Origin of the sequence: Hymenobacter sublimis (genome assembly GCF_023101345.1) — a bacterium.
GTDB classification, from domain to species: Bacteria; Bacteroidota; Bacteroidia; order Cytophagales; family Hymenobacteraceae; genus Hymenobacter; species Hymenobacter sublimis.
This window is the reverse complement of record NZ_CP095848.1, coordinates 486,283-500,192: the sequence shown is the minus strand read 5'-3', so window position 1 is coordinate 500,192 and position 13,910 is coordinate 486,283. Positions and strand designations below refer to the sequence as shown.

Annotated in this window: 5 protein-coding genes; 4 read left to right on the top strand and 1 reads right to left on the bottom strand. The window is 60.3% G+C overall.

Annotated features, from left to right (window positions below; all coding sequences use genetic code 11):
• Positions 1-66: 66 nt before the first annotated feature.
• Positions 67-5,688, top strand: a complete 5,622-nt coding sequence (locus MWH26_RS02160) for an alpha-2-macroglobulin (protein ID WP_247975862.1) — start codon at positions 67-69, stop codon at positions 5,686-5,688.
• A gap of 226 nt (positions 5,689-5,914) precedes the next feature.
• On the top strand, positions 5,915-6,691 hold the full coding sequence (locus MWH26_RS02155) for a protease inhibitor I42 family protein (RefSeq protein ID WP_247975861.1): 777 nt from the start codon (positions 5,915-5,917) through the stop codon (positions 6,689-6,691).
• Between the two features lie 98 nt (positions 6,692-6,789).
• Here the strand turns inward: MWH26_RS02155 and MWH26_RS02150 are convergent, their stop codons facing one another.
• Positions 6,790-9,537 carry a S8 family peptidase gene (locus tag MWH26_RS02150; RefSeq protein ID WP_247975860.1) on the bottom strand — a complete coding sequence of 916 codons (2,748 nt, stop codon included), beginning with the start codon at positions 9,535-9,537 and terminating at the stop codon, positions 6,790-6,792.
• A gap of 344 nt (positions 9,538-9,881) precedes the next feature.
• On the opposite strand from MWH26_RS02150, the gene pbpC reads away from it, so the two are divergent.
• Both pbpC and MWH26_RS02140 read left to right on the top strand, forming a co-directional pair.
• The gene (pbpC, locus tag MWH26_RS02145) at positions 9,882-12,200 is read left to right on the top strand and encodes a penicillin-binding protein 1C (protein ID WP_247975859.1); all 2,319 of its coding nucleotides are present in this window, start codon (positions 9,882-9,884) and stop codon (positions 12,198-12,200) included.
• Between the two features lie 356 nt (positions 12,201-12,556).
• Positions 12,557-13,909 carry a TolC family protein gene (locus MWH26_RS02140; protein WP_247975858.1) on the top strand — a complete coding sequence of 451 codons (1,353 nt, stop codon included), beginning with the start codon at positions 12,557-12,559 and terminating at the stop codon, positions 13,907-13,909.
• Position 13,910 lies beyond the last annotated feature (1 nt).

Genomic DNA, 13,910 nt, shown 5'->3' with positions numbered 1-13,910 from the left:
TACATAACATAGCAGAAACGCCGTTTTTCTATACCTTCCGGCGTCCCTTTTAGCTCCTCCCTATCCATGTTACTCCGCACTCTTTCCCGCCTGCCGTTGCTGGTGTTGCTGGCCTTGCTATGCGCTTGTTCTAAGTCGGGCTCTGATGCCGGCCAGGACCCCAACGGCGAGGAAATTGACCCCTACCAGAATCTGGTGTTTCAGTTTGCAGATGCCGTGGCCGACAAGGACCAGCAGGACCGCTGGGATACGGTGCAAGTGGTGAAGTTCGAGCCGGCCGTGCGCGGCAAGTTCAAATGGACTTCGGATCGGGAGTTGATTTTCTCGCCCAGCACGCCCTTTAAGCCTAGCACTGCTTTCAAGGCCACGCTACATAAAGAGGCGCTACCGGAAGGCAAACGCAACGTGGAGCTGCCCGAGAACCGCCAGAAATTCCACACGCCTTACTTGCAGCTACAGGAACCGCAGGCTTTTTGGGGCCGCTCAGAGCGTGCGGCAGGCACGGCCGAAATGCGCGTGGAGTTACCCTTCAACTACCCCGTAAAGCCCGCTGACGTAAAGCCCCTGCTGCGCGTGACGCAAGATGGGCAGCCCGTAGCCTTCGAGGTGAGCGGGGAGCCGGGCCAGGTGGTGCGCGTGAGCCTCAACCAGCAGGTACGCCCCGGCTCCCCCCTGACGGTGGCGCTAGCCCAGGGCCTGCGCGCCCAGGGCAGCGACCAAGCCTCCACTTCCGACTACGAAAAGCAAGTGCAGGTTCCCGACCCGGAGGCCCTGGATGTGCGCTCCATCACAGGCACCCTGCAATCGGCCGACCCTGTCATCACCATCCTAACCAACCAACCGGTCACCACTACTGATTTGCAGAGCGCCTTGTCGATGTCGCCGCAGGTAGCCTACGAGGTGGAGGAGTTGGAAAGCGGCTTCCGGCTCAAGGGTGGTTTCGAGGTAGGCAAGAGCTACCAGGTGAGTCTGCGCCAGGGGCTGCGCGGCAGCTTAGGTGGGCACTTAAACGAGAACTTCACCCAGACGGTGAGCTTCTCCGATGAGCGGCCGACCATCAGCTTTGCCAGCGCCGAGAAGGCCATGTACCTTGATGCGCTGGGTTCCCGCAACCTGGGCGTGCGCATCAACGAGGTAGGCCAGGTGAAAGTGACCATTGCCAAAGTCTACGCCAACAACATCCAGCAACTTCTGCGCAGCGGCACCCAGTACGACTACCCCAGCTACGACGGCGAAGATTCCGGCGAGGAAGAGCAGGACGAAAACGGCGAATACGTGGACCGCTCCTACCAATATTACGACGTAGAAAACCTGGGCAACGTGCTCACGGAGCGCACCTACACCGTGTCGGGGCTACCGAAGGCGCAGGGGCTGCGGCTGCTGAATCTGAACCTAAAGGACCTGGAATTTGCGGGTGGGTTGAAGGGGCTGTACATCGTGAAAGTGCAGGACACGGAGCGCCAGTGGCTGCAGGTGAGCAAGCTGGTGGCCGTGTCGGATATCGGGCTAATTGTGAAGCAGGGCAAGGCCGGCAGCACGTTGGTGTTTGCCAACTCCATTCGCAACGCCAAGGCCCTGAGCGGCGTGGAAATGCGCTTTATCAGCACCAATAATCAGGTGATGGGGACCGGCCTGACCAACGGGGATGGGGTAGCAAAATTCGATAGCACCGCCCAAAACGGCCGCTTCCGCCTGGGCATGGTGATGGCCCAGCAGGGCAACGATTTCACTTTCCTCGACCTGAGCCGCAGCCGCGTAGAAACCTCCCGCTTCGAGGTGGGCGGCCTCCAAAGCAACGCCGCCCGCTACCAAGCCTTCCTCTACGGCGACCGGGACCTGTACCGCCCCGGCGACACCATCCAGACCAATACCGTCATCCGGACCGAGGACTGGCAGGCGCCGCCCAAGGGCTTGCCGGTGAAAATCAGGCTGCTGCTGCCCACCGGTAAGGAGTACGCCAGCCTGCAAAAAACCCTGAATGCGGCCGGCTCTTTCGAGGCGCGCTTCCTCCTACCCCCCGCCGTGATGACCGGCCTCTACACGATGGAAGTACTCACCGGCAATGATGTACTACTGACCTCACGCCAGATTTCGGTGGAGGAATTCATTCCGGACCGCATGAAGGTGACCGTGAAAGCCTCTAGGCCAGTCGTGAAGCCCGGCCAGACTATTTCGGCGCAGATTACGGCCCAAAACCTATTCGGTCCGCCCGCTGCTGATCGTAAGTTTGAGGTCGAGTTTTCGCTCAAGGAAAAACCCTTCACCCCAAAAAACTACGCCGATTACACTTTCGCCATCAACAGCGGCGACAAGCAGCGCGGCACCTACGGCGACCAGGTTTCCACGCCTATTTCCGACCGTTTCGAGAAGACCACCCGCGAAGGCACCACCGACGCCGCCGGCCGCGGCACTGCCACCTACGAGGTACCCGATTACAGTGACCTGGGCATTCTGGAAGGCGCAGCCTTTACGACGGTATTCGACGAAACTGGCCGCCTGGTGAACCGCCTGGCTACCTTCGAGGTGCAGACCCAGCCGGTGCTGTTTGGGGTGAAGAATATGGATGAGCTGGTGCAAACCCGCCAAGCCCTGCCGGTGCGGCTGGTGGCCCTCACGCCTGCCGGTACACCCACCTCGGCCCAGGCCACGGTGCGCGTGGTGCGCCTGCTCTGGGAAACCGTGATTGAGCGCCAGGGCGGCCGCTACATCTACAACTCGCAGAAGCGGGAGCAGGTAGTCCTAAGCCGCACCGTGACGGTAGCCAGCGGTGGCTCCGATGCCGGCCTGGGCTTCACGCCTACTTATTCCGGCGAGTATGAAATACGGGTTTCCAGGCCCGGGGCCGTGACCTACGTGGCCCAGCGCGTGTATGCCTACGGCTACGGCGACACCCAGAGCAACTCGTTCGAGGTGAACAACGAGGGCGAAGTGACCATTGAGGCCGACAAGCCCAAATACCAGCCCGGCGAAACCGCCAACCTCCTGCTAAAAACGCCCTTCCCCGGCCGCGTGCTCGTGACGGTGGAGCGGGACCGGGTGCTGGACCACTTCTACGTGAACACCGACGAGAAATCGGCCCGCGTGAGCATTCCCATCCGCACCGGCCACGTGCCCAACGTGTACGTAACGGCCACCGCCATCCGCGAAATCAAGGACAACCGCCTACCCCTCACGGTGGCCCGAGGCTTCGTGCCACTGACGGTAGAAAAGCCCGGCGCCAAGCTGCAGGTAGCCATCAAAGCGCCTGCGCAAAGCCGCTCCCAAACTGCCCAAACCATTGAAGTCACCACCGCCCCCGGCGCCCAGGTGACGCTGGCCATGGTGGACGAGGGCATTCTGCAGATGAAGGACTACCGCACGCCCGACCCCTACGGCTACTTCTACCAGAAGCGCGCCCTGGAAGTGCAGGCCTACGACGTGTACCCCTTCCTGCTGCCCGAACTCGGGACCAGCTCCACCGGCGGCGACGGCTACGACCTCTCGCGCCGCACCACGCCCGTGCCCAACCGCCGCGTAAAGCTGCTCGCCAAATGGAGCGGCGTGCTCACCGCCGATGCCAGCGGCAAGGTGCGCTACAAGCTGCAAGTGCCCCAGTTCAGCGGAGCCGTGCGCATCATGGCAGTGGCCTACAAGAACGACGCCTTCGGTTCCGCCGAGCACACCATGCGCGTCGCCGACCCAATAGTAATCAGCACCGCCCTCCCCCGCTTCCTCAGCCCCGGCGACACGATTGACGTGCCCGTAACGCTAACGAACACGACAGATAAGATTATTTACGTTGCCGTAAGCCAAGTGACGGAAGGCCCTATTAGATCTACGGAACAAAGTCCACCACCGCCGCGCCTAACAGGTCAAGATAAATCTACTGACCAACCTGTCCCTAAACCGTCATACTCTAATGCCTCTGCACCTATTTTGGGGACAATAGAGCGAGTTAGAAAGATTGCAGCCCATACGGAGATTCGAGAGACATTCGGATTTACTACAAAAGGGATAGGCAATAGTAAAGTTAAAATAGTTGCGAAATGGCTTTCTGGCATGGATGGTAAATCGGAGAGAAAAACCACAGAAACCTTCACCGAAACCATTGAGCTTCCCATCCGTCCTGCTTCGCCGCTGCAGAAGCGCACGGGAGCGGGCGTGGTGGCGGGTGGCGCTGCCCAGCAGTTGAACCTGCGGACCGACTTCCTGCCTTCGTCGCTGCGGAGCCAGCTGGTGGTGAGCCGCTCCCCAATGACGGAGTTTGCCAAGGACCTGCGCTACCTGCTGCAATACCCTTATGGCTGCCTGGAGCAAACCGTGTCGGCCGCTTTCCCGCAGCTGTACTACGGTGATTTAGCCGCCACGCTAGGCCAGAAAACCGGTAAGCCCGGTAAGTCAGGCCTGTTTAATCCCAACTACCATGTGCAGGAAGCCATCCGGAAGGTGGAAGCCCAGCAGATGTACAACGGCTCCCTCAGCTACTGGCCCGGCGGCGACTACGACAACTGGTGGTCCACCGCCTACGCCGCCCACTTCCTGCTGGAAGCCCAGCAAGCTGGCTTCGATGTAAACAAGAACGTCCTCGACCGGGTGCTTCGCTACCTGCAAGCCCGCGTACGCAAGCGCGAAACCGACACCTACAATATCATCCAGACCGGCGGCGTGATTCAGCCCGTTACGTTGGCCAAGAAGGAAGTGGCTTACTCGCTCTACGTGCTGGCCCTGGCCGGCCGTCCCGATGCCGTCGGCCTCAACTACTACAAAGCCAACCGCCCCCAACTGGCCGAAGATTCGCGCTACCTGCTGGCGGCAGCCTTCGCCCTGAGCGGCAACCAGCGCGGCTACCAGAGCACCGTGCCCACCCGGTTCGGCGCCGCGCCCCGCATTGCCGGCCGCCAGCTCGACGGCGCTTTCTCCTCCCCCATCCGCGACGAAGCCCTGGTGCTCAACGCCCTGCTCGCCGCCGACCCCGCCAACCCGCAGGTAAGCACCCTGGCCCGTCAGCTCAGCCGCCAGGTGAAACAAGCCGGATGGCTCAACACCCAGGAGCGGGCGTTTGCCCTGCTGGCCCTGGGCAAGCTGGCGAAGAAAAACGCCGGCAGCACCGTAGTAGCTAGCCTGCTGGCTGATGGCAAGGCTATCGGCAACTTCTCGGGTAAAGACCTCACGGTAAGCAACGTGGCCAACCGCCAGCTGCAGCTGCGCACCAGCGGCAAAGGCAGCCTGTACTACTTCTGGGAAACCGAGGGCATTTCGTCTACCGGTCAGGTCCGTGAGGAGGATGCCTACCTGCAAGTCCGCCGCCAGTTTCTGGACCGCAACGGCGCGCCCGTAGGCAGCACCAGCTTCAAGCAAAACGACCTAGTAGTAGTCAAAATCACCATCCAGTCAGCTGAAACCGCGGGCGAAGTCAAGAACGTGGCCATTACCGACCTGCTGCCCGCCGGCCTGGAAATCGAAAACCCGCGCATCGGAGCCGTGCGCGACCTGACCTGGGCCACCGACGCCGCCCAACCCGACTACCTCGACGTACGCGACGACCGGATCAACCTGTTTACTACCGTTACGCCCCAGCCCAAGTCGTTCTACTACCTCTGCCGCGCCGTGAGCAAAGGCACCTTCAAGCTCGGCCCCGTCATCGCCGACGCCATGTACAACGCCGAGTACCATAGCTACGCCGGCAGCGGCGTGGTGCGGGTGCGGTAGAGGCACCTATTTGTTTCTCTCGTTGCTGAAGTCGTTTGTGGGGTGCTGTGCTAGGCCGGTACAATTCTCGGCCAGCGGTTCGTCGAAGAGACACAAGCAGGTGGCTCTATAGCTCAACCGCAGCTTTTCCCTTGTCACCTCGTACACTTCCTTTACCGCTTTTCGCGCAGCCGGCACTTGTTAAGTAGCCGGCTGCGTTGCTATTACACACTTCCGTTACGAGACGATGAAACTGACTTCACTGACTGCTGCCGTATTGCTGCGCTTTTCCATACTACTGCTGCTTGGGGTAACTTTCTTAAGCCCTACTTCCGCCCGCGCCGATATCGTTACGCTCACTGCTAATGACAACGGCAAGCAGGTACAGCTCAATGTGGGTGACCAGCTCACCATCCGCCTGCCTACCATCTCGCCGCGCTTTGGCTGGCGTCTGACCCAATCGTATCCGGGGCAGCTAACGGTGACGACTACCAACGTGCTGCCCGGCATCAGCAGCGGCGTACCGGGTGCGCCAGCTACCTTCGAAATTCACTTTCAGGCCACGGGTACGGGTGGGCTAGACCTTGCCTTGGTGTCGGCACAACCGGGCACGGGCTACTCCACGCTCGGCGGCTTTTTTCATGTATTTGTTACCATCGACAAGCCCGGCGTAGCCAAGAACGTGAACATCACGGAGTACGGCAACCACAGCCAGGTGAAGGTAAACCAAGGCGACCAGCTGCAAATCCGGCTCGACAACACGGCTGGCTCGCAGTACACCTGGGAGGTTATGCCCATAGCCAACAATGTAGTTCAGTTGGTAACGCCCTCCCCCACCCAGCCCGCCAAGAAGGCGAAGAGGAAAGCTAAAGCGGGTAGCGACGAAGACATTACGTTTCAATTTCAGGCGCTGAACCCTGGTAAAACCACGCTCCGCTTCCTCTACCGCAACGCCGCCAACAACGAAGCCCCACCCAAGCGCGACTTTGAGCTGGAAGTAGAAGTGCCTGAGCCTCCCAGATAAGCAGTAGACGGCATGCCTCCGTTACTCAAGCCACCCAACAACAAGGGGCCTGCTCTATAGAGCAGGCCCCTTGTTGTTGGGTGCCAAATAAGCTAGACTTATTGCAGCATGAGGCGCTGCGTGGTGACGGCTGCACCGCTTTTTATTTTGAACAGGTACGCGCCACGGGCCAGGTTATCGGCCTCAAAGCGCACCTGATGCAGGCCAGCTTCTTCCGTGCCGGCTACTAAAGTGCGCACTTTCACGCCCATTGTATTATACACCTCCACGCTCACTGGGCCGGCCTGGTTTAGGTGGTAGCTGATGGTGGTAGCGCCGCTGAAGGGGTTGGGATAAGCCACGGTGCTGCGGTCCAGCAGGGCGGCTGTAGCTGGGGCGGCGGTGGCAGTAGTAGCGGCGGCGGTGCTGGTAGCGGTGGGCTGGGTTACAGCGTCGTACTGCGGGAAAGTGCGGCTCACGATGACGGCAAAATCAGCCCGGGTTACATTCTGGGTAGGCTTGAAGGTGGCGTGCAGAGTGGGTTGCAGGTCGTATGGCCCCTGCTTCAGGGTGTAGTAAGCGTTGATTAGGTTCAGCTCCAGGGCAATGCTCACGTAGCCCTTCAGAGCCGCCGGAATGCTGGCAGCATCATCTACCGGAAGGGTCTGTCCATTCACCTGCACCGTAAGCGGCTGGTTGTTGCGGGCCAGAGCCTGCCGCTCGAAGCCCAGGCTTTGCACCAGCGAATAAGCCAGCGAAGCGCGGTTTACCAGGCCACTAGGCGAGAAGGTGCCCGAAGCGGTGGGCAGCATCACGCCGCCGGCCTGATGGAACCGGTCGCGCTGGGCCGCACCCTTTGCCACTACTGATTCCGTCAGGAGCACCTCAGCGGCCGAGGATACGTCGGAGAAGGAACGGGCGCCGCTGAAGGGCAGCAACTGCCGGATACCCTGGCCCATGAGCAAGTAGTCGGCCAGCTGAATGCGGGTAAGCGGGGCATCGGGGCGGAAGCCGTTGCTCAGGCCATCAACCAGGCGGTTGGTCACGGCCAGCTTAATGGAGGCTTCAGCCGGATGGCCTGCAATGTCGTTGAGGTTGGTAGTACCGGCGGCCGTCAGCGCGGAAATGTTGCCGGCAATGGTTTCGGGTAGGGCTACTCCTTGCAGGCCTTCCACTTTCAGCGTCCAGGTGCCGGCTACCGGCGCGGCTACCGCCACGCTACGGTCCGTGGTGAGCGTGAACGTAACGGGAGTACCTGAGCGGTACTGGGTGCCGTTGGGGTCAATCAGGATGAGATTGGTGGGGTTGCCGGTTTCACCCAGCAGGCCCCGGGAGGAAATTTTCACCTCCAGGCTGTTGGTGCCGGTGCTTACCGGGAAGGTAAACTGGTTGCCGGCGGCCAGCGCGGGGTTGTAGTTGATGGTGAAGGGCACCGTAGTGGTTTGCGCATTCACGCTGCTATTGAAGCGGCGGCTGGCGTTTACCGTGGAGCCGTAGGTGGTGGAACGGAATGCCTGATCTACGGCGGCGTAGGCATTTACGTAGCCGGCTCCTACCTCCCACGACTCGCGGCCGGGCATGTTGGTAGCCGTTCTCTGCAACAGCTCTTTCACCTGCGCCGGGTTCAGCGTTGGTTTGGCTTCCAGCAACAAGGCCACAATGCCGGCTACGTGCGGCGTCGCCATGGAGGTGCCGCTGCTGTGGGTGTAAAACGGAACCTCGCCGGGCTGCAGCAATTCAACATCCTGCTGGGCTCCCAACGATGATACCGGGGCAATGGCGCGGGTAGAAACGACATCTACGCCGGGCGCCACAATAACGGGTTCATTCTTATAGGTCCAGGTTTCGCCATCCACGGTGAAGGTACCCTGCTCGCCGCGTACGCCGCGCGAGGAGAAGTCAGCCAGAAGCCCGTTCCGGTCACCGGCACCCACCGAAATAGTCCAGGGCGCAATAGCGTAGGGATTGTGCGTGTCGGCGCCGGGACCTTCGTTGCCGGCCGCAAATACCACTACCATGCCCCGGTCGTAGCACTTTTTAGTGGCCACGTTCAACGGGTCGTTGGGGTCGAAGTCGCCGCTGCTGCCAAACGAGTTGCTAATAACCCGGATGTTGTACTGAAACTGGTGGGTAAGGGCGTAGTCAAAACCACCCATGGCATCGAGCACCAGCAAGGCGCCGCCGGAGCCGTAGCCCAGCAACGAGGCACCGGGGGCTACCCCCTCATACTTGCCGCCGGAGCGGGCTCCAGTGCCTCCTACCGTGCCGGCGCAATGGGTACCGTGCCCGGAGTTGGTATCCGTGTTCGGCACGCCCTCTAGGTACGTTACTGGCAGCAGGGCGCTAAGCGAGTTTAGATTGGTGGAGCCCAGCGTGTTCTGCACTAGGTGCGAGCCAAACTTGATGTCCTCGTGGGTACCATCCACGCCACTGTCGTTGATGAGCACGCCCACTCCCTTGCCCGAAACTGGCAGGCCGCCGTTACGGGCCGTCATCTGCTGATCGGTGCGCAGGCGCTTTACGCCCGTCAGGTGCGTATCGTCGAAGTTGTAATAATCCAGCCGCTTATTAATGTAGAGGGAGCGGACTTCCGGATTCTGCGCCAGTGAATTTACCTGCGCGGCCGTGGCAATAACGCCGGCTACTGGCAGGGCCCGCAACGTAATGCCGCGCGTAATGCCTAGGCGCTGCAATAGCCCTAGTTGGGCCAGACCGGGCGCCCCATTCCCCTTGAAGGTGACAATGACCTGAGCCGTTGGGTTGGTGCTCAGGGCCTTGCGCAATTCGGGGTCAACGGTAGCTTGCCCAAACGACACACTGATGCTAGCACCAGCCAGCGCAAGCGTGAGAATAAATTTGCTTTTCATGTAGCGGTTGTGAAATAAGGAAGGGATTAGGATGAGGTCGGCAGCGGAGTGTACTTGTCGGGGAGAGAGTGGCCAGCTACAATCCACGACGGTTACCGCTCCTGCTGCTTGGTTTACCTACTTACGCACACCAGAAGCCAGCAGATTTACCCATTTTGAAATAATTGCAACCAAATTTGGAATATGTTGCCAGTTCTTTATTTAAATCATTCATATACCACCATTTAGGCAATTATATTTTCTTTTACTGTAAACCTTAGCATAGTGGCACGCCCACAGGAAGCGGTTATTCCTGCCCATGGGGTAGGCGGCAGAATCTGTTAGCAGCCGGTATATTTGAGTACATGAACCGGCGTGTTGTTTTGCGTATTCTAGGGGCTGTGGGGCTGGTGATGCTGCTTTTCACTGGCCTTGACCTCGCCTTTCCGCTGCCGCCTACCCCGCAGTACTCGCCCATTGTGCTGGCCCAGGATGGCTCCGTGCTGCACGCCTACCTCAATCCGACCCAGAAATGGCGGATGAAAACAGAACTGCGCGAAATCACGCCGGTGCTGCGTAAGGCTATTATGGCAAAAGAAGACCGGTGGTTCCGGTGGCATTTTGGGGTGAACCCCGTGGCGCTGGTGCAGGCCGCGGGGCGCAACGTGTTTGGTGAGGGCCGCACCACTGGCGCCAGCACGATTACGATGCAGGTGGCGCGGCTACTGGAACCCAAGGAGCGTACGTTGGGCAACAAGCTGCTGGAAATGCTGCGGGCCACGCAGCTAGAGCTGCATTATAGCAAGGATGAGATTCTGCAGCTGTACTTGAACCTAGTGCCCTACGGCGGCAACGTAGAAGGCGTGAAGTCGGCTGCTCTGCTCTACTTCCAGCAAACGCCCGACTACCTTTCCCTGGCCCAGACCGTGACGCTGGCCATCATTCCGAACCGGCCGCGCGGACCAGTGCTGGGTAAGAACAACGCGGCCGTGCTGCAGGAGCGCAACCGGTGGCTGCGGCGTTTCGGGGCCGCGGGCCTCTTTCCGAAGCAGGATGTGGAAGATGCCCTGCTGGAACCGCTGGACGTGCAGCGCCACGCCGCGCCCACCTTGGCTCCGCACCTCGCGCGCCGATTGGTACGACAGTTTCCGCGGCAGGCCATTATCCGCAGCAGCTTGCAGCGCAGCAAACAAAGCAAAACTGAAGACCTCACCCGCAACTACGTGCGCCGCCTGCATGAACTGGGCATCACGCAGGCCGCCGTACTGGTAGTCAACAACCGCACTCGGCAGGTGGAGGCCTACGTCGGCTCGGCTGATTTTCGCGACTTCGGCAGCCAGGGCCAGAACGACGGCGTGACGGCCGTTCGCTCGCCGGGTAGCACGCTCAAGCCCTTTCTGTACGCGCTGGCCATGGACCGGGGCTTGGCCACACCCAAGCTGCTACTGCCCGATGTGCCTACCAACTTCCAGGGCTACCGCCCCGAGAACTTCGACAAGCATTGCAACGGCGAAGTGACCCTGGAGCGGGCCCTGGCTTACTCGCTCAACATTCCGGCCGTGCGCGTGCTTAACCAGCTCGGTGTGCCCACCTTCACCGACAAGCTTCGTCAAGCCGGCTTCCAAAACGTGACGCGCAACCGCTCCCGGCTGGGTTTGAGTAGCATTCTGGGCGGCTGCGGGGCTACTTTGGAGGAACTGACAAACCTCTACGCAACGCTGGCCGACGGGGGCCGGTACGCGGGGCTGCAGTTTACTTCACGCCCAGAGAGGGGGGTAGGGGGTGAGGCCCCCACCCCCCTCATTTCGGAAGCAGCTGCTTTTCTTACCACCGACATCCTGTCCCAACTCACCCGCCCCGATTTGCCACTTGGCGCGGCCAGCAGCCTGCGCCTGCCCAAGGTTGCCTGGAAAACCGGCACCAGCTACGGCCGCCGCGACGCCTGGAGCATTGGCTACAACCGGGAGTATACCATAGGCGTGTGGGTAGGCAACTTCAGCGGCCAGGGCAGCCCGGCTCTTACCGGCGCCGATGTGGCCACTCCCCTGCTGTTCGACCTGTTCAACGCCCTGGCCTATAACTCGCCTAATAAGTGGTTTGCCCCACCGGCCACCCTGGATTTCCGTTTGGTATGCGCCGAAACTGGGTTGGTACCGGGCGAAAACTGTCCCAATCAAATTATCGACTATTTCCTGCCTACCGTGAGCAGCGGGCAGCGCTGCCAGCACCAGCGCGAGGTGCTGGTAGCAGCCGATGGCGGCTTCACGTACTGTCGGGCCTGCGCGCCGGCGGCGGGGTTTCGGCGGGAGCTGTACCCGAACCTGCTGCCGGAGGTGGCGGCCTATAAGGAAGCCCAGGGCATCCCGTACCGTCGCCTACCCCCGCACAACCCCCAATGCCAACTGGTACGCACTGATGCGGAGCGGGCCCCCAGTATTACCTCCCCTACTGCTAACACCGAGTACGTTCTTAACCGCCGCGAAAAGCAACAGCTGCTGCTCAGTTGCACAACCCCCAGCGAGGTGCGCCAGGTGTATTGGTACGTTAATGATACGTTCTTGCGGACCGCAGCAGCTACGGAGCGCGTATTTTTTCAGCCCACGCCCGGGCCACTTAAAATTTCCTGCGCCGATGACCACGGGCGCAACGCCGATGTGCTAGTAACCGTGACGGAGCTGGAATAAGCCTTTCTGCCCCAGCTGCCTGGGCAAGCTACACACCAGTAAAAAGGCAGGACGTTGAGGGGTATGGAGAGCAGGCGGCAAACTTTCTTTTACTTCTACGCTAACATTTCTGTCAGGGCCCGGTTTACCTGCCTTGGAATCTCCGGACAAGACTCTGGTTCAGCCTGAATCGTCCGGGCCGGGTACCAAGCTGACGGCCAGCCGGTCAGTCTTTTTTCACGAATAGCGCACCTGACAGGCAGCGCGAGCCAGGATGAACGTGTCCTTGCGCCTGATGTCGGAACCAGTGACTGGTAGTCCGGAGGGTAGCCAGTGGTGCTTTAGTTACCGGGTGTGGTAGCTGCTTTTACTAGGATATGAAACAGATAAAACGGGTGCTACGGCTGCTTCTCAGTCTTACCCTGCTTGCTCCTGCGTGGGCACAGGCTCAGCCCACAACTCCTCCCCCACCTAGCAGTCAGCTAACCCTGGAGCAGTGCCTGCAGTATGCCCTGCAAAACCAGCCAGTGCTGCGGCAGGCCCGCCTTGATGAGGAAACCAACGAGGCTACCATTCGCATTGGGCTGGCCGGCTGGCTGCCCCAAGTCAACCTCAACGCCACGGGCCAGCACTATTTCCAGCTACCCTACACCGTGTTTCCGAATGCGGAAGGCGTGAACGTGCCCCGTCAAATTGGCCTGAAAAACACCTCCACCGTGGGCTTGGCTGGCACCCAGGCCTTGTACAACAACGATGTGATGCTGGCCTTGCGTAGCGCCCGTCCGTCGCGCCAGTTTTACCAGCAAAACACCATTGGGGTGCGCATTGACGTGGTGACCGACGTGAGCAAGGCCTTTTACGACGTGCTGCTTTCCCAGCGCCAGCTGGATGTGCTCAACGAGGACATTGTGCGGCTCCAGCGCAGCCTCAAGGACGCGCGCGCCCGCTACGACGCCGGTATCGTCGACAAAACCGACTACAAGCAGGCCGAGATTCTGCTCAACAACTCCATTGTAGCGCGCAAGCAAGCCATTGAGGCCATCAAGGCGAAGTCGGCGTACTTGCGGGAGCTGATGGGGGTAGCCGGCCAGCATCCTCTCACGCTCCAGTACGACACGCTACGCCTCATGCAGGATGCCTTCGTGGATACCACCGTCACCCTGGACCCCACCAACCGCATCGAGTTTCAGCAGCTCCAGACCCAGAAGGCCCTGCAGTCGGCCCAGATTAGCTACTACCGCTGGGGCTTTTTACCGGCGGTTTCGGCCTTTGGCAACTACAACGCGGTGTTTCAGAACAACAACTTCGGCGACCTTTACGGCCAGCGTTTTCCCAACTCCTTTGCCGGTTTGCAGCTGAGCCTGCCCATTTTTCAGGGCACACGCCGCCTGCAAAACCTGCGGCGCGAGCGGCTCACCGACCAGCGCATCGACCAGGATATTCTGGCCACCCGCAACCGCATCAACACCGAGTTTGAGCAGGCGTTGGCTACCTACAAAGGCTATTACACCGACTACCTTTTCGGGCAGCGCAACCTGGCCCTTTCCAAGGAAGTGTACTCGGTGGTAAACCTGCAGTATCGGGAAGGTATCAAAACCTACCTCGATGTGATTGTGGCCCAAACCACCCTGCGCACGGCCCAACTCAACTACTACAGCGCTCTGTTTCAGGTGCTCAGCAGCAAGGTTGATCTGCTCCGCGCCCAAGGCAACCTGCCCGTTTCCTACTGAT